This is a genomic window from Microbacterium sp. G2-16M, from assembly GCF_055809115.1.
On sequence record NZ_CM147897.1, the window covers coordinates 646,578 to 662,085 of the forward strand.

General features: G+C 70.7%; 17 protein-coding genes and 1 tRNA gene. 8 read left to right on the plus strand and 10 right to left on the minus strand.

What is annotated here, in order from left to right:
- Positions 1 to 86: 86 nt before the first annotated feature.
- Entirely contained in the window at positions 87 to 872 is a 786-nt protein-coding gene (locus AC0L6F_RS03190) for an IclR family transcriptional regulator (RefSeq protein WP_274638165.1), read from the plus strand.
- A gap of 3 nt (positions 873 to 875) precedes the next feature.
- Here the strand turns inward: AC0L6F_RS03190 and AC0L6F_RS03195 are convergent, their stop codons facing one another.
- From AC0L6F_RS03195 to AC0L6F_RS03235, 9 genes are read right to left on the minus strand one after another with little or no spacing between them, the layout of a single operon-like run.
- Positions 876 to 1,781: an alpha/beta fold hydrolase gene (locus AC0L6F_RS03195; RefSeq protein ID WP_473539126.1), complete on the minus strand. Its 906-nt coding sequence runs from the start codon at positions 1,779 to 1,781 to the stop codon at positions 876 to 878.
- Positions 1,778 to 2,530, minus strand: a complete 753-nt coding sequence (locus AC0L6F_RS03200; protein WP_473539127.1) for a 3-hydroxybutyrate dehydrogenase — start codon at positions 2,528 to 2,530, stop codon at positions 1,778 to 1,780. Before AC0L6F_RS03200 ends, AC0L6F_RS03195 begins: the two co-directional genes overlap by 4 nt.
- Positions 2,527 to 3,213 (minus strand): TetR/AcrR family transcriptional regulator, encoded by a 687-nt coding sequence (locus AC0L6F_RS03205; RefSeq protein WP_259612075.1) that lies wholly within the window; start codon positions 3,211 to 3,213, stop codon positions 2,527 to 2,529. Before AC0L6F_RS03205 ends, AC0L6F_RS03200 begins: the two co-directional genes overlap by 4 nt.
- Complete coding sequence (locus AC0L6F_RS03210; RefSeq protein ID WP_473539938.1) at positions 3,210 to 4,769, minus strand: class I adenylate-forming enzyme family protein; 1,560 nt, start codon at positions 4,767 to 4,769, stop codon at positions 3,210 to 3,212. The genes AC0L6F_RS03205 and AC0L6F_RS03210 overlap by 4 nt, the downstream gene beginning before the upstream one ends.
- A gap of 5 nt (positions 4,770 to 4,774) precedes the next feature.
- A complete protein-coding gene (locus AC0L6F_RS03215; protein WP_473539939.1) occupies positions 4,775 to 5,875 on the minus strand; it encodes a branched-chain amino acid ABC transporter permease in 1,101 nt (366 codons plus the stop codon).
- A 17-nt stretch (positions 5,876 to 5,892) separates the two neighbouring features.
- A complete protein-coding gene (locus tag AC0L6F_RS03220; protein ID WP_274638161.1) occupies positions 5,893 to 6,768 on the minus strand; it encodes a branched-chain amino acid ABC transporter permease in 876 nt (291 codons plus the stop codon).
- Positions 6,765 to 7,496, minus strand: coding sequence for an ABC transporter ATP-binding protein (locus AC0L6F_RS03225; protein ID WP_259613409.1), 732 nt, complete (start codon positions 7,494 to 7,496; stop codon positions 6,765 to 6,767). The genes AC0L6F_RS03220 and AC0L6F_RS03225 overlap by 4 nt, the downstream gene beginning before the upstream one ends.
- Positions 7,493 to 8,257, minus strand: a complete 765-nt coding sequence (locus AC0L6F_RS03230; RefSeq protein WP_473539128.1) for an ABC transporter ATP-binding protein — start codon at positions 8,255 to 8,257, stop codon at positions 7,493 to 7,495. Before AC0L6F_RS03230 ends, AC0L6F_RS03225 begins: the two co-directional genes overlap by 4 nt.
- 1 nt (position 8,258) lies before the next feature.
- Positions 8,259 to 9,461 (minus strand): substrate-binding domain-containing protein, encoded by a 1,203-nt coding sequence (locus tag AC0L6F_RS03235; protein ID WP_473539129.1) that lies wholly within the window; start codon positions 9,459 to 9,461, stop codon positions 8,259 to 8,261.
- Positions 9,462 to 9,599: 138 nt separating this feature from the next.
- Between AC0L6F_RS03235 and AC0L6F_RS03240 the strand changes: the two genes are divergently transcribed.
- Genes AC0L6F_RS03240 through AC0L6F_RS03255 form a run of 4 tightly spaced genes read left to right on the plus strand, consistent with a single transcriptional unit; the run spans position 9,600 to position 12,259 of the window.
- Entirely contained in the window at positions 9,600 to 10,031 is a 432-nt protein-coding gene (locus tag AC0L6F_RS03240) for a MarR family winged helix-turn-helix transcriptional regulator (protein WP_473539130.1), read from the plus strand.
- Positions 10,028 to 11,260, plus strand: coding sequence for an MFS transporter (locus tag AC0L6F_RS03245; RefSeq protein WP_473539131.1), 1,233 nt, complete (start codon positions 10,028 to 10,030; stop codon positions 11,258 to 11,260). Before AC0L6F_RS03240 ends, AC0L6F_RS03245 begins: the two co-directional genes overlap by 4 nt.
- A 35-nt stretch (positions 11,261 to 11,295) precedes the next feature.
- Positions 11,296 to 11,724: a cupin domain-containing protein gene (locus tag AC0L6F_RS03250; RefSeq protein ID WP_473539132.1), complete on the plus strand. Its 429-nt coding sequence runs from the start codon at positions 11,296 to 11,298 to the stop codon at positions 11,722 to 11,724.
- 58 nt (positions 11,725 to 11,782) lie between these two features.
- Positions 11,783 to 12,259 carry a pyridoxamine 5'-phosphate oxidase family protein gene (locus AC0L6F_RS03255; RefSeq protein ID WP_473539133.1) on the plus strand — a complete coding sequence of 159 codons (477 nt, stop codon included), beginning with the start codon at positions 11,783 to 11,785 and terminating at the stop codon, positions 12,257 to 12,259.
- A gap of 296 nt (positions 12,260 to 12,555) precedes the next feature.
- Here AC0L6F_RS03255 and AC0L6F_RS03260 read toward each other — a convergent pair.
- Positions 12,556 to 12,627: transfer RNA gene (locus AC0L6F_RS03260), tRNA-Lys, on the minus strand.
- A gap of 99 nt (positions 12,628 to 12,726) precedes the next feature.
- On the opposite strand from AC0L6F_RS03260, the gene AC0L6F_RS03265 reads away from it, so the two are divergent.
- The 3 genes from AC0L6F_RS03265 to AC0L6F_RS03275 are packed head-to-tail and all read left to right on the plus strand — an operon-like array spanning position 12,727 to position 15,496.
- Entirely contained in the window at positions 12,727 to 13,569 is an 843-nt protein-coding gene (locus AC0L6F_RS03265; protein ID WP_473539940.1) for an inositol monophosphatase family protein, read from the plus strand.
- Between the two features lie 20 nt (positions 13,570 to 13,589).
- Positions 13,590 to 14,153 carry a hypothetical protein gene (locus tag AC0L6F_RS03270; RefSeq protein ID WP_473539134.1) on the plus strand — a complete coding sequence of 188 codons (564 nt, stop codon included), beginning with the start codon at positions 13,590 to 13,592 and terminating at the stop codon, positions 14,151 to 14,153.
- A 14-nt stretch (positions 14,154 to 14,167) separates the two neighbouring features.
- Positions 14,168 to 15,496, plus strand: a complete 1,329-nt coding sequence (locus AC0L6F_RS03275) for a flavin monoamine oxidase family protein (protein ID WP_473539136.1) — start codon at positions 14,168 to 14,170, stop codon at positions 15,494 to 15,496.
- Positions 15,497 to 15,508 lie beyond the last annotated feature (12 nt).

Below are 15,508 nucleotides of genomic sequence, written 5' to 3' on the forward strand. Positions count from 1 at the left end.
CGCCCGCTCTCCATGTTCGTCCTCGTCCGGCGCGCGCGCATCCCCGCGTTTGCGATGTGGATAGCCCGGCCTCTAGTGTTCATATCGTGGACACCCGGACGACCGTTCCCGGCGCGCAGGCCATCGCCCGCGCCGCATCGCTGCTGCGTCTGGTGACGGCATCGGCCGCCCACGGCGTGACCGTGAGCGAGCTCGCCCGCCGCGCCGAGCTCACGCGCCCGACCACGCACCGCCTCCTCACGGCGCTGCGACGCGAGGGGCTGGTCGACCAGGACGAGCGGACCGGCATGTGGATGCCGGGGCCCGAGCTGTATCTGATGGGCAGCGTCGCCGCCGCCCGCTATGACATCACCGAGATCGGGCGGGACATCGTCCGTTCGCTGGCCGTGCGCACCGAGGAGAGTGCGTTCCTCTCGGCGCGGCGCGGTGACGAGACCGTCTGCCTGGTCAACGAGGAGGGCAGCTTCCCGATCCGCTCGTTCGTCCTGAGCGAGGGCGTGCGCTTCCCGTTGGGCGTCGCGTCGGCGGGGCTGGCGATCCTGTCGTTCCTGCCGCCCCACGATGTGGACGCGTACTTCGAGCGGCATCCCGAGCTGGCGCAGCGGTGGGGCGCCGCGCACGGCGAGAAGCGGCTGCGCCGCCGGCTGGGCGAGACCCAGGAGCGAGGCTATTCGGTCAACCCGGGCCTGATCGTCGAGGGCAGCTACGGCATCGGGGCGGCGGTGTTCTCCCGCGAGGGCGCGCCGCAGTGGGCGCTGAGCCTGACCGGGGTGCAGTTCCGGTTCGGCCCGGACCGCCTGCCCGAGCTCGGCCGCACACTGCTCGCCCACGCGCACCAGCTCACCTCCCGGATCGCCTCGGCGCGGCGCTGACCGTCATCGGCCCGCGGCGTCCTCGATCGCGTCGGCGATCAGCGGGGCGACCGCATCCGCGCCGGCCGGCGACATCACGACCGTGTAGTGGTTGAACTCCTCGCGCCGCGTGTGGGCCACTCCCGGATGCGCGGCCAGCACCTGCTCCAGATGTGCGGGGCTGTACAGTCCCGGCGGCTCGTTCTGCAGCCCGCGGGGCACGGTCACCAGCCGTGTCGGCGGGCCGGGTGCGGCGAGGGCGGCCGGCAGCGCGGTGCCGGTGTTCATGTCGACGGTGTCGTCCACGACCGTGCGATAGGCGGTGGCGGGCGAGAGCGACCCGTGCCCGTTGTCGACCAGATCGTAGGCCAGATACTGTTCGAGCTCCGCCGTCCAGTCCTCGGCGAACGCCGGATGCGCCCGCCAGAAGTCGAGGTACTCCGCCGTCGAGGCGAACGTCATGTCCAGCCGGGCCGCGGTCGGACCGAGGATGTGTGCCACGAGCGCCTGCGGGTCCAGACCCGCCGGCACGTCCAGCGGCATTCCGCCGTCGATGAGCACGAGCTCGGCGACCCGGTCGGGGTGCAGGTGGGCGAACACCACGGCCACGAAGGCGCCCATCGAGTGCCCGACCACGACCGTGCGCGCGATGCCGAGGTGATCCAGCACCGCAGCCAGATCGGCGGCGTGGGCCGCCATCCCGGCCGGCCCCTGCACCGTGCTGCTGCGGCCGCGACCGCGAAGATCGGGGGCGATCAGCCGCACGCCGGGCAGCCGGTCGGCCACGAACGGCCAGGCCAGATGCGAGGCGGTCACCCCGTGCACCAGCAGAGCGGTGGGCGCGTCCGGGGCGTCGGCCTCCCAGATGCCGACGCGCAGCATCCCCCCGTCGACGGGAACGTCGATCGTGGTGCGGGTGCGGACGCTCACCGGGCGGTCCATCCGCCGTCGATGGTGTACGAGGCGCCGGTGACCATGCCGGCGGTGTCGCCGACCAGCCAGCCGACCAGGGATGCGACCTCTTCCGGCTCGACCAGCCGTTTGACGGCCGTCTCGGTGAGCATGATCTTCTCCACCACCTCGGATTCCGGGATGCCGTGGGTGCGCGCCTGGTCGGAGATCTGCTTCTGCACCAGTGCGGTGCGCACGTACGACGGGTTCACGCAGTTGCTGGTCACGCCGTGCTCGGCGCCCTCCAGCGCGGTGACCTTCGACAGCCCCTCCAGACCGTGCTTGGCGGTGACGTAGGCGACCTTGAACGGGCTGGCGCGCAGTCCGTGCGCGCTGGAGATGTTGACGATGCGCCCCCAGCCGCGCGCGTACATGCCCGGCAGCACCGCGCGGATCAGCAGGAACGGCGACTCGAGCATGAGCCGCTGGATCAGTCGGAAGGTGTCGGGGTCGAAGTCGGCGATCGGCGCCACCCGCTGGATGCCCGCGTTGTTCACGAGGATGTCGGCGTCCAGCGAGATCTCGTCCAGCGCGCGCGTGTCGGACAGGTCGACGGCCCACGCCTCGCCGCCGATCTCGGATGCCGCGGCCTGCGCCGCGTCGGCATCGAGGTCGGCGACCACGACGTGGGCGCCCCGCGCGGCCAGTTGCCGCGCGCAGGCCAGGCCGATGCCGCCGGCGCCGCCGGTGACGATCGCGCGCCGATCCTTCAGATCGTGCTGGGTCATGGCGTGTCCCCTTCTGTCCGGGCGCTGCGGGGTGCGAGCGCGTTGTGGATGAATCGCATCATGTCCTCGAAGACGTCGTCCGGCAGCTGATCCGGTCCGTGTCCGTCGGCGTCGCGCTCCCACAGCAGGAAGCGCATGCCGATCAGCTCGCCCATGCCCATCAGCGCCCAGGCGCTGACGCCCGGGTCCAGGGCGGGATCGATGTCGCCCACCTCCTGCGCACGACGCAGGCCCTGCTCGTACCCTTCGACGATGCGGGTGTAGTGCAGCCGCAGCATCTCGGGTGAGACGAACTCGGCCTCCCGCACGATCCGGTAGAGGGCCGGGTGGGCGGCGGTGAAGCGGAAGAACCCGGCGAAGCCGGCCCGCTCCGCGTCCAGGCGGCTCCCGGCATCCGCCATGGCCTGTGCCATCGAGTGACGCACACGCTGGTTCAGGTCGACCACCAGGTCCTCGAAGATCTTCTTCTTGCTGTCGAAGTAGAGGTAGAAGGTCCCGAGGCCGATGCCGGCGCGCTCGGTGATCTTGACGATGGATGCCTCGTGGTACCCCTGCGCGGCGAACACCTCCTCCGCGGCCTCCAGCAGCCGGCGGCGGGTGGCCTCGCCGCGCTTGGTCAGCGGTCGGCCGGTGGCCGGCGAGACGTTCTCCACCGGCAGGACCTGCTCGTCGTTCATGGTCATGGGGCTCCCTCCGCCACCAGGTCGAGCGCGCGTTCGCGCAGCCGCGACCGGGCGAGCTTGTCGATCGCCGAGCGCGGCAGCGCCTCGACGATCTCGATCCGGACCGGCACCTTGAAGGCGGCCAGCCGCGCGCGGGCATGGGCGAACAGCTCATCGGACGCGCACTGCGCGCCGTCGACCAGTTCGACGAAGGCGACGCCGCGCTCGCCCCACACCCGGTCGGGCACGCCCACGACCGACGCGGCGGCCACGAGCGGATGCGTGCACAGCGCGCGCTCCACCTCGGCGGGTGCGATGTTCTCGCCGCCGGAGATGTAGATGTCCTTCAGTCTGTCGATCACGCGATAGGCGCCGTCGGCATCGCGATGCACCAGGTCGCCGCTGCGCAGCCACCCGGCCCGCAGCGCCCGGGATGTGGCCGCCTGATCACCGAGGTAGCCGGCGAACACGCTCGGGCCGTGCACCCACAGCTCGCCCGTCGCCTCGCCATCCAGGACGAGCCCGCTCTCCACGTCTCGCAGCTGCACGTCCACGTGCGGATAGGGCCGTCCCACGGTGCCCACGCCGCCCCCGCCGGGCGCGACGGTGAGCACGTTGGGCGCGGCCTCGGTCATTCCGTACCCCTGCAGCAGCTCGACGCCGCGTCCGGCCCAGGCGTCGAACAGGTCGGGGGCCATCATCGCGCCGCCGACCTGCGCGATCCGCAGGCTCGACAGGTCGCTGGAGGCGAACCGCGGGTCGTCGGCGAGCAGCCGGTACTGGGTGGGCACGCCCATCAGGGCCGTGATCCGGCGGTCCTCGATCAGGTGCAGCACCCGATCGGGCTGGAATGAGCGCTCCAGCACGACGGTGGCGCCGGTCCACCAGGCCAGCAGCGGCTGCACGTTCCAGGCGGCGACATGGAATTGCGGCAGCATCCCGAGGACCACGTCCTGCGCCGTCAGCTGCAGCACTCCCGACAGCGCCAGATTGTTCCAGAAGCAGTTCGCGTGGGTGAGCATCACCCCCTTGGGCATGCCCTCGCTGCCGGAGGTGAAGATCACGAGCGCGACGTCGTCGTCGCGCACGTGCAGGCGTGCGGCGGGCGGGCCGAACCGCGGCAGTCGCGCGGGCGTGCGGGTCTCGACCCCGGTAACCCCGAGCATCGCGACCGGCGCGGGTCGCCGCATCCGGTCGCGTGCGTCTGCGGCCAGTCCCGCGTAGTCCTCTTCGATCAGCAGCAGGTGGGGCGCCGCCCGATCCAGCACGGGGGCCAGTTCGCCGGCGGTGAGGCGCCACGACAGCGGAATGAACGCGATGCCGGTCTGCGCGCACGCGAAGAACGCGACGACGTGGTCGATCGAGTTGCCCGAGACCGTCGCGATGCGATCGCCCGGGCGATACCCGGCCTCCCGCAGCCGCTCGGCCAGTGCCGCCACGCGCTGCTGCAGTCGCCCGTACGTGATCGTCACGCCGCGGTCATCGATCGCGATCGCCGCCGGCGTCGCGTCGGCGCGGTCGTCCAGCCACCGGCCGATCGTGTGCGGCTCGTCGGCGGGCTGCAGCATCCCGTCCATCGCGGTCACGACGGCACCTGCTCATCGAGGGACGGCTCCGGCGCCCCGTCGCGCGTGCCGGCCGCGGCCCGACGGCGGGCACGGCGGCGCACCATGCCGTCGAGGGTGCCGGCGATCCCTCCGGGCAGGAACATGACCACGATGATGAACAGTACGCCCAGCAGGAACAGCGGCTCGGACAGCGGCACCCGCAGCACATCCGGCAGCGACCCGATCGCCTCGGACCGGGCCAGGACCGTCAGGCGCTGGTCGAGCAACGTGTACACGACACCGCCGACGACCGCGCCCCAGCGGAAGCCGACCCCGCCGAGCACCACCATCACCAGGATCGTGATCGTGAGGTCGGCCGAGACCGCCTGCGGCTGGGTGCCGGTCTGCAGCAGCATGTACGCCACGCCGGCCAGCGAGGCGCCCACCGCGGCGGCGGCGAAGACGATGAGCTTGGCGAGGTAGGGGCTCAGGCCCAGCACCCGCACCCGCAGCTCGTTCTCGCGCGTCGCCTCGGCCAGATGCCCCAGGCGGGAGCGGTCGATCCACAGGGCGATGAGGTAGACGATCACCACCATGCCGAGCACGACCCAGTACAGATTGCGCGTGTGGACGACGCCGACCAAGGAGTCCGGCACGTGCGCGGTGGGCAGGTTCAGGCCCTCCTCGCCGCCGGTGATCTGGGCGTTGCGGCGCACGAGCAGCGACACGGCCTGGGCGAAGGCGAGGGTGACCATCGCGAACGGGATGCCGGTGACCCGCAGGCTGATCGCTCCGGTCACCACTGCGATCACCAGCCCCCCGAGGACGGCGATGAGGATCCCCGGCCACAGCGGCACCTGCGCATACTCCAGGGCGAGGCCCAGCGCGTATGCGCCGACGCCGAAGTAGAGGGCGTGGCCGAAGGAGAGGAGCCCACTCGTGCCCAGCAGCATGTTGTACGAGAGCGCGAGCGCGGCGTACACCATGCACAGCGACAGCAGCGCGAGGGTGCCGGGCGTGTAGGTGGGGCCGGGAAGCACGCCGGGGATGCTGAGGTTCAGCAACGGCAGGATCGCCAGGACGACGACCACCACGACACCCAGGAGCACGGGCCAGAGCGCGCGGAGCGGGCGCATGGAACGGGGTGCCGGGGTCATGCCGCCCTCCCCATCAGTCCGCGCGGCCGCACCAGGAGCACGACGGCCAGGAGGACCACGACGATGAAGTCGCCGGTGCCCGCGAGGTAGAAGTTGGCGAACTGCTGCAGCACGGCGACGAGCACCGACGCGATGGCAGCGCCGGGCAGCGATCCGAGGCCGCCGATGATCGTGACGATGAACGCGAAGATCAGCAGCGTCTGACCCAGGCCGGATGAGACGTAGCCGGCCCAATGCGCGGCCAGGATGCCGCCGATCCCGGCGGCCGCTCCCCCGATGGCGAACACGAGCGTGAACGAGCGCCGCACATCGATGCCCAGGGCGGTGACCATCGCGCGGTTCTCCACGCCGGCCCGGATGATGATGCCGTGCCGGGTCCGGCGCAGGAACAGCACCAGCGCGGCGAGCACGACGACGGCGGTCACGATCAGCACCCAGTACACGTTCGGGATCTTCGCGCCCAGCACCGCAGTGGTGCGGCTGAGCCAGCTCGGCCCGCTGATGTAGATGGCGTCCGTCCCCCAGATGCCGTCGAACAGGGCGATCGCGGCGAACGAGAGCCCGACCGTGACCAGCACCTGCTCGATGTGCCGTTCGTACAGCGGCCGGATGAGGACGAGTTCGGTGAGCGCGGCGAAGGCGGCGCCGACGAGCGCGCCCACCAGCAGCGAGAGGAGGAACCCGCCCCACGAGCCGGCGTCGAGGCGACGGGCGACCTCCCATCCGATGAAGGCGCTGAACGAGAGGAACACGCCGTGCGCGAAGTTCAGCACGTGCATGAGACCGTAGATCAGGCTCAGTCCGGACGAGACGAGGAAGTACAGGGCGCCCAGGCCCACGCCCGTGATCAGGGCCAGGATGATGCTGCTCATGCGTCGGCCCCGTCCAGGGGAATGCCGTCCACGTGCACGCCCAGCAGGCGGCGCGTCATTCCCGGGTCGTCGAGGATGGCGGCGGCCGGCCCGGTGTGCACCACACGGCCGCCGGCGATGACCACGGCATCGCCGGCCAGACGGCGCACGACCTCGAGGTTCTGCTCGACCAGCAGGATGGGCACGGTCTTGGCCGCCTCTTCGAGCGCCTCGGCGACCTCGGCGACGATCTTGGGGGCCAGACCCTTGGTCGGCTCGTCGACGAGCAGGATGCGGTTCTCGTTCAGCAGGGCACGGGCAACCGAGACCATCTGCTGCTGGCCGCCCGAGAGCGTGCCGGCCCGCTGGGCGCGCCGCGCGACCAGGTCGGGGAACAGCGCGGCGACCAGATCTCGCCGCGGGTGGCGTCCCCGCTCGGCCAGAGCGAGGTTCTCGGCGACGGTGAGCCCGGCGAACACCTCGCGGTCTTCCGGCACGTAGCCGACCCCTCGTCCGGCGATGCGATGGGTGAGCAGACCGTCGATGCGCTCCCCCGCCAGGCGCACCTCGCCGTGGCGCTGGATGAGCCCCATGATCGCCCGCAGCGTCGAGGTCTTGCCCACGCCGTTGCGCCCGAGCAGGGCGGTGATGCCGTGCGCGGGCACGTCGAACGTGACATCCTCGACCACCTGCTGCCCGGCGATCGAGGCCCGCAGGCCACGCACCCGGAGGATGACGTCGGCGGTCATGCCGCACTTCCGAGGTAGGCGCTCTGCACGAGCGGGTCGGCCATGATGCGCTGCGGGGTGTCGAACGCGATGACCTCGCCGAAGTACAGCACGGCGACCTTCTCCACCAGGCCCATCAGCACGTCGATGTGGTGCTCGACCATCAGCAGCGTGCAGCCGGTCTCGCGGTGGAAGGTGCGGATGCTGTCGACCAGGCCCGGCACGTCGCCGGAGGCAACCCCGGCCATCGGCTCGTCCAGCAGCACGGTACGCGGACGGACGGCCAGCAGCACGGCGATCTCGAGCTTGCGCTTGTCGCCGTGCGAGATGTCTCCGGCCGGCGACTGCGCCTTGTGGTCCAGTCCCACCGCACGCAGCGTGTCCCACGCCAGGCCGGTGGCGGCATCCGAGCGCCGCGGGAAGCGGATCAGCGAGTAGCTGCCGCCGGCGGCGGCCTGGGCCGCCAGCCGCACGTTCTCGAGCACCGTGAGCCGCGGGAACAGACTGGATGTCTGGAAGGTCCGCCCCAATCCCGCCCGCGCGCGCTGGGCGACCGACATCCGGGTGACGTCGGTGCCGTCCATCTCGATGCGGCCCGCGGTGGGGCGCACGATACCGGAGACCGCGTTGAACAGCGTCGTCTTCCCGGCGCCGTTCGGCCCGATGACGCCGATCAGCGCCCCGGAGTCGACCGCGAGGTCGACGTCCTTCAGGATGGTCGCTCCGCCGATCTGCAGGCCGAGGCCCGAGATCCGCAGGGCGGGCGGGATGGGAGCGGTCATGCTACTTCTTCGCCTCGGCGGGGGTGACCTCGTCGGCCGGGACGGCGGCCACCAGCTCCGGTGCGAACGAGCCGTCCTTCGCGACCAGCTTGGCCTGGTACATCTCCTGCAGCAGCGCGTGGTCCGAGGCGCGCACCGTCGTCTTGCCCTTGGGGCCGTCGAAGCTGAAGCCCTCCAGCGCCTTGACCATGGCATCCACGTCGCCCTTGCCCTCCTTGACGGCGTGGACGAGCATGATGGCCGCGTTGAAGCCGTCCGGGCTGAAAAGATCCGGGGTGCCGCCGGCCTTGGTGATCATCTCGATCATCGTCTTGTTCACGTCGTTGTCGTTCGCGCCCGGGAAGTAGTAGCTGAGGAAGTTGATCTTCTCGCTGGCTTCGCCGTAGGCGCCGAACGTCGGCGAGTCGCCGAGGCCGGTGACCACCGGGATGGATTCGAGCACGCCCTGCTGCGACAGCGCCTGCCACATCGCCCCACTGGTCGCTCCCGCCCACGCCACGAACACGAGATCGGGCTTGGACTGCAGGATCTGCTGGGCGAACGGGGTGAACTCCGTCGCGTCCTCGGGCACGAGCACCGAGTTCACGGTGGCGCCCTTCGCGCCGAGGATCGCCTTCACGGCCGCCTCGTTGCCCTGGCCGAACGCGCTGTTCTGCGCGAACACGGTGATCTTCTTGCCCGAGATGTCGTCCAGGAACGTGCCCGCGGTGGCGACGTCCTGCGCGCTCTGCCGACCGGAGCGGAACGTGTACGCGTTCACGCCGGTGATCGCATCGGCGGCGGCCGGCCCCGAGATGAACAGGACCTTGTTCTGCGCGGCCTGCTCGGCCACCGCCAGAGCCACCCCCGAGGACGCGCTGCCCATCAGGATCTTCGTGCCCTTGCCGATGAGGTCCTTGGCCGCCGTGACGGCGGTGTCGGGGTCGCCCGCGTCGTCGCGGTAGTCGATGTCCAGCTTCATCCCGTCGACGGCGCCGGTGCCGTCGGTGGCATAGTCCAGGCCCGCCTTGAAGGCGTCCAGGTACTGGCTGCCGTAGCCGGCCAGCGCCCCGGTCTCGCTCGTGATCACGCCCACGCTGATGGCGCTGGGCGCGCTGCCCTTGGCGTCGCCCTCGTCCGAGACGGACGGCGCACAGGCGGCGAGTACGACCACCGCCGTTGCCGTGATCGCTCCGAGGAGCAGCCTCGTCTTCTTGATTCGCATGTGACTGCCTTTCGCCGTTGAAGGTGCATTTATGAAACCCGATTCAGGTAGTAGGAATGCTAGGGACGCAGCATCCCGCTGTCAACCTGGACCCCGGTTTGATTCGCACGTTATATATCTGGGGTATATACTTTGGGGATGCCCCGCTCCCACGACATCGCAGAGATCGTCACGGCCGCGCACACCCTGACCCGGCTTGCAGCCCTGCAGACCAAGAACGATTCGCCGGCCGCGAAGTGGCGGGCACTCAGCGTGCTGAGCACCGACGGTCCCCTGCGCCTGGGCGCCCTGGCCACCGCGTCACGAACCACCCAGCCCGGGATGACCAAGCTCGTCGGTGCGATGGAGAAGGAAGGGCTGGTGCGCCGCGACGGCGATCCGTCGGATTCGCGCGCCACCGTGATCAGCGTCACCGCGCAGGGGCGGACGGCGCTGGCCGACTGGCGGCTCGAGCTGCGTGACGCCCTGATGCCGCTGTTCGCCGATCTCGGCGACGACGAGTGGGCCACCCTGTCGCGGGCCGCCCGCATCCTCACATCCCACACCACCCCGCAAGGAGCTGCCGAATGAGTGCGAAACCCGCTACCGGATCCATCTGGCGTCAGCCGGCCCAAGTATGGGCGGTCGCGTTCGCATGTGTGGTGGCCTTCATGGGCATCGGCCTGGTCGACCCGATCCTCCCGGCGATCGCCGAGTCGCTGAAGGCCGACGCGGTCCAGACCGAGCTGCTGTTCACGAGCTACCTGCTGGTGACCGGCGCCGCCATGCTGATCACGAGCTGGATCTCCAGCCGCATCGGCGCGAAGGCGACCCTCCTGGCCGGGCTCGGGCTGATCGTGGTGTTCGCCCTGTTCTGCGCGCTCAGCGGCAGCGTGGATGCGATCATCGGATTCCGCGCCGGGTGGGGGCTCGGCAACGCGCTGTTCATCTCCACCGCCCTGGCGACCATCGTCGGCGCCGCCAGCGGTGGCAGCGAAGCCGCGATCATCCTCTACGAGGCCGCACTCGGCATCGGCATCGCCATCGGCCCGCTCCTGGGCGGCCTGCTCGGCGAGGTGAGCTGGCGCGGACCGTTCTTCGGCGTGGTCGTGCTCATGGCCGTCGCGTTCATCGCCGTGATGCTCCTCGTGCGCTCCGGCACGTCCGAGAAGCGCGCGCCGATGCCGCTGTCGGCGCCGTTCCGCGCTCTGCGCACGCCGGCGCTGGCGATCCTGGCCATCGCGGCCCTGTTCTACAACATCGGCTTCTTCGTCCTCCTCGCCTTCTCGCCGTTCCCGCTCGGCTTCTCGGCGATGGGCATCGGCCTCACGTTCTTCGGCTGGGGCGTGGCGCTGGCACTCACCAGCGTCTGGGTCGCCCCGATCCTGCTGCACCGCTTGGGCCGCAGCGCCGTGATGCTGACGATCCTGCCGCTGCTGGCCGCCGACCTCGTGGTCGCCGGACTCCTCGTGGCCGATCCCACCGCGCTGGTGATCTGCATCATCGTGGGCGGTCTGCTGCTGGGCATCATGAACACGGTCCTCACCGAAGCCGTGATGGAGGCGACCGACCATCCGCGGGCCGTGGCATCCTCGGCCTACTCCGCGGTGCGCTTCATCGGCGGCGCCATCGCCCCGCCGATCGCCGCCCTCCTGTGGCATCAGTTCAACGCGACCGTGCCGTATCTGTTCGCGGCAGCATCCGTGCTGATCGCCACCGTCACCATCGCCCTCGGCCACAAGGTGCTCACGGGCATCGACTCGCACCCGGCCGATGCGCAGGAGGAGGGCGCCGCGGTCCTCATCGGCGACGCCGGCTGAGCCCAGACCGTCGCCGCGCCCGATACTGTGGCGAGATGACCGACTACGACGTCCTCGAAATCGGCGCGCTGGAGCAGTGGCGCGAGTTCTATGGCGGCTTCGCGCCGGCCACGTCCCGCGACGGGCGACGCGTCGTGGACGGCGAGCTGACGATGCAGTACATCGGAATGACCGCCAACGCGTACGAGCCGGGTGAAGAGGCCGGCTACTGGCATCGACACAGCCGGATCGAGGAGCTGTACGTGTTCCTCGCCGGGCAGGGGCAGATGGGCCTGGACGACGATGTCGTCGATGTCGGCCCGGGGAGTGTCGTGCGGGTGGGCCAGGGCGTGTGGCGCACCTGGCGCTGCCTGCCCGAGAGCCCAGGCGAGCTGCGCTGGCTCTGCATCCGAGCCGGCGGCGAGGAGCTTCCAGAGCGCCCGAACGACAGCGAACGCGGGCCCGACCGGCCGATGCCCTGGTGACCGCTGTTCTTGCGGGCAGCGGACGATCAGAGGAACATGAATCCCATAGGGAGTCCCGATGGCTGAAAGTGAAGAGGTCTCGCGGGGCGCTTCCGGATCGGGCGCCGCCGTACGCATCGAGGAGCTGCCGTCGGACGAATGCTGGCGGCTGTTGGGGCACGCGTCCCTGGCGCGTCTGGCATTCGTCGATGCGGACGGCGATCCTGAGATCTATCCGGTGAACTTCCAGACCGACCGCGGAGTCATCCTCATCCGGTCGGCCGATGACGGCAAGGCCCGCTCGATCGCCGCTCATCCCCGGGTCGCCATGGAGGTGGACGGCGGCGCGTTGCGGGTGCGCTGGAGCGTCATCGTCCACGCGACCGCCGAAGTGAGCGCGACCGACGCCGCGGGCCAGCCGCCCACCCCGCCCGACGCGCTCTCGTGGTTCCCGGGCGAGAAGGCGCTCGTGATCAGGCTGATGGTGAGGTCGATCACCGGGAGGAGATTCCTCGTCCCGGCCGGTGTGCGGCTACCCGGCGCGTCCAGCGAATGAGCTGACCCGAACGGCACGTTCCGACGGGCACGACGATGTGGGCGGCCTCGACGCCCGTCGCGACGCCGATGCCGGATGCCCGACGCCCGCGGACACTCCGTCGGTCGCCACGCAGGCGGGGGCTACCCTGTCGACATGCGTCTGCGATCGTTCGGCTCTGGATCCGGGCAGGCTTGCGTCGGTGCTGCTGTGGCTGGTGGCGCTGGCAACCGTCGCCGTGCTGCTGATCGCGGGAGGTCGACCGGCGTTCACCGGACCGGCACCAGGGAAATCTCCGGTCGCCGCCGGACTTGGGGTGCGCCCCCTCGGATTCGAACCGAGAACCCATTGATTAAGAGTCAATTGCTCTGCCGTTGAGCTAGAGGCGCTCAGCTCGCTGCAACAGCGAACCGAGGGTCAACGATAGCATCCGAATCGACACGGTACGAAATCGAGACAGCCCCTCCGGCTATCCTGGGCGGGTGACCATTCCCTGGCCCGAACCGTCCGATCCTGCCGACGCCGCGGCGTCCCATGACGGCGACATCGAGGCGGATCTCGCGCTCGCGATCCGATTGGCCGATGCCGCGGATGCGGCGTCCATGGACCGGTTCGATGCCGCCGATCTGGACGTGCGAGTGAAGGCCGACCACAGTCACGTCACCGAGGCGGATCTGGCCACCGAACGGGTCATCCGCGACATCCTGGACGCCGAGCGTCCCGACGACGGCATCCTCGGCGAGGAGTTCGGGACCGCCGGCAGCACGGCCCGGCAGTGGATCGTCGACCCGATCGACGGCACGGCGAACTATCTCAAGGGCATCCCCATGTGGGCGACCCTGATCGCACTGGCCATCGACGGAGTTCCACACGTGGGCGTGGTCAGTCAGCCGGCGATACGCCGCCGGTGGTGGGCCGCCACCGGGCTCGGCGCCTGGACCAACGGCGCCGACGACAAGCCCTGCCGGCTCGGGGTCTCGTCGGTGGCCCGGCTGGACCAGTCGAGTGTGAGCTTCCAGAGCATCGCCCAGTGGGACGACGCGGGTCGAACCGACGATCTGCTGCGGCTCTCCCGCGCCGTGTGGCGCGACCGCGGCTACGGCGACGCGTGGCCGTACATGATGCTGGCCGAGGGCCGGCTCGAGATGGTGGCCGAGTTCGACGTCAAGGAGTACGACATCGCCGCCCACGTCCCGATCGTGCGCGAGGCCGGCGGCCGCTTCACCGACATCGACGGGGCGGATGCCATCGACAGCCGATCCGCACTGGCGACCAACGGCATCCTCCACGAGGCCTACCTGACGCTGCTGCGTGGGGCGGACGGACGTTGAGCCGTCTCGACCGCGGCAGGATGCTGGGACTCGTCCTTCTGGCCGCGACCCTCGCACTCGCCGGATGTGCCGGCTCCCCCGCCCCCGCGCCCACACCGACCGGCCCCGTGGTCAGCGGGGGAAGTCAGACGCAGGACCCCTCCGCCACCGGCGCGCCGAGTCCGTCTGCCACCCCCGCAGGCCCGCCGACGTGCGCAGGCATCATCCCGGCCGATACCGTCGACGCCTTCACCGAGGCGGGATGGACGTCGCGTGAAGACCCGTTCTACGTCGGCAACATCGAGCTGCCGGACGGGATCCAGTGCACGTGGGGCAACGCGAAGATCGCCAGCGACCAGGTGCAGGTCTTCGGCTGGGCGCCGTTGGACGCCGATCAGGCGCGTGCGGTGAAGGAGGAGCTCCTCGGTTCAGGGTGGAAGGAGTTCGAGGAGAACGGCGCGGTGTACCTCACGGCGACCGGCGACATGGTGATGAACCCCGACGACGACGGCTACGGCATGACCTACCGCCTCGACGACGGCCAGATCACGCTGGCCGATACGCGCCAGGGCCTGCTGCTGATCCAGTGGCCACCGGCCGGCTGACCAGGAGGCCCCGCATGGATCGCTTCGACACCATCGTGATCGGCGCGGGCGTGGCCGGACTCACCGCCGCCCGCCTGCTGTCCGGTGCGGGCCGTCGGGTCGTGGTGCTCGAAGCCCGCGCGCGTATCGGAGGCCGCGTGTGGACCGACCGCACCGACGGGCTGGTGACGGACCTCGGCGCCTCGTGGATCCACGGCACCACCGACAGCCCGGTGGCGGAGGCTGCACGGGCGTTCGGGATGAGGATGCTGGAGTTCACCGTCGGCAGCTATCAGCCCGACAGCCGCCCGATCGCGTACTACTCCCCCGACGGGCAGCGACTCGGCGACGCCGAGGCGCGGCGCTTCGCCGACGACATCCGGGCGGTGGATGCTGCGCTCGCGCACGCCGTGGCCGCCTCGGATGACGCCGACTCGTACCGCGACGTGACCGAGGTGGCGCTGGCCCGCCAGCCATGGGATCAGGAACGTGCGCAGCGCGTGCGGGAGTATCTCCAGCACCGCACCGAGGAGCAGTACGGGGCCTGGATCGAAGACCTCGCCGCGCACGGCCTGGACGACGACGTCCCGAACGGCGACGAGGTGATCTTCCCGGACGGCTACGACCGCCTGCCCGCACGGCTGGCGGCGGGCCTCGACATCCGCCTCGAGCACATCGTGACCCACCTGGACTGGTCCGTCGACGGCGTGACGGTCACCACCGGGCGAGGATCGTTCACCGCCGACGACGCCGTCGTGGCGGTGCCGGTCGGCGTGCTGCACTCGGGAGACCTGGTCATCGACCCGCCGCTGCCGGACCCGGTCGGCAGTGCGCTGGGACGCCTGGAGATGAACGCGTTCGAGAAGGTGGTCCTGCGGTTCCCGACGGCCTTCTGGGACAAGGATGTCTACGCCATCCGCCAGCAGGGAGCCCAGGGCGCCTGGTGGCACTCCTGGTACGACCTGACCGCCGTCGATGGCACGCCCTCGCTGCTGACGTTCGCGGCGGGTCCGGCGGCGGTCCAGACGCGCGGCTGGACCGAGGATCGGGTGGTCGCCTCGGTGCTCGCCCAGCTGCGCCGGCTGTACGGCGACCGCGTACCGCAGCCGACGCATGCGCACGTCACGTCCTGGCAGGACGACCCGTTCGCGCGCGGCGCGTACGCCTACATGCCGGTCGGCTCCCGGTTGGCCGACCACGACGATCTGGCGACGCCGATCGCCGGGGTGCTGCACCTGGCCGGCGAGGCGACCTGGGGCGACGACCCCGCGACGGTGACGGCCGCCCTGTGCTCGGGCCACCGTGCGGCGGCGAACATCCTGGGGCGGTCGATCCCGATCAGCGCGCTCTGGGCCGAGAGCTGAGGCGACAACGCG

Bases quoted from the DNA above. Each gene is read 5' to 3' on its own strand.
- AC0L6F_RS03200 (WP_473539127.1), bottom strand. From the start codon at position 2,530: ATGACCCAGCACGATCTGAAGGATCGGCGCGCGATCGTCACCGGCGGC.
- AC0L6F_RS03205 (WP_259612075.1), bottom strand. From the start codon at position 3,213: ATGACCATGAACGACGAGCAGGTCCTGCCGGTGGAGAACGTCTCGCCG.
- AC0L6F_RS03210 (WP_473539938.1), bottom strand. From the start codon at position 4,769: ATGGACGGGATGCTGCAGCCCGCCGACGAGCCGCACACGATCGGCCGG.
- AC0L6F_RS03215 (WP_473539939.1), bottom strand. From the start codon at position 5,875: ATGCGCCCGCTCCGCGCGCTCTGGCCCGTGCTCCTGGGTGTCGTGGTG.
- AC0L6F_RS03220 (WP_274638161.1), bottom strand. From the start codon at position 6,768: ATGAGCAGCATCATCCTGGCCCTGATCACGGGCGTGGGCCTGGGCGCC.
- AC0L6F_RS03225 (WP_259613409.1), bottom strand. From the start codon at position 7,496: ATGACCGCCGACGTCATCCTCCGGGTGCGTGGCCTGCGGGCCTCGATC.
- AC0L6F_RS03230 (WP_473539128.1), bottom strand. From the start codon at position 8,257: ATGACCGCTCCCATCCCGCCCGCCCTGCGGATCTCGGGCCTCGGCCTG.
- AC0L6F_RS03235 (WP_473539129.1), bottom strand. From the start codon at position 9,461: ATGCGAATCAAGAAGACGAGGCTGCTCCTCGGAGCGATCACGGCAACG.
- AC0L6F_RS03240 (WP_473539130.1), top strand. From the start codon at position 9,600: ATGCCCCGCTCCCACGACATCGCAGAGATCGTCACGGCCGCGCACACC.
- AC0L6F_RS03245 (WP_473539131.1), top strand. From the start codon at position 10,028: ATGAGTGCGAAACCCGCTACCGGATCCATCTGGCGTCAGCCGGCCCAA.
- AC0L6F_RS03250 (WP_473539132.1), top strand. From the start codon at position 11,296: ATGACCGACTACGACGTCCTCGAAATCGGCGCGCTGGAGCAGTGGCGC.
- AC0L6F_RS03255 (WP_473539133.1), top strand. From the start codon at position 11,783: ATGGCTGAAAGTGAAGAGGTCTCGCGGGGCGCTTCCGGATCGGGCGCC.
- AC0L6F_RS03270 (WP_473539134.1), top strand. From the start codon at position 13,590: ATGCTGGGACTCGTCCTTCTGGCCGCGACCCTCGCACTCGCCGGATGT.
- AC0L6F_RS03275 (WP_473539136.1), top strand. From the start codon at position 14,168: ATGGATCGCTTCGACACCATCGTGATCGGCGCGGGCGTGGCCGGACTC.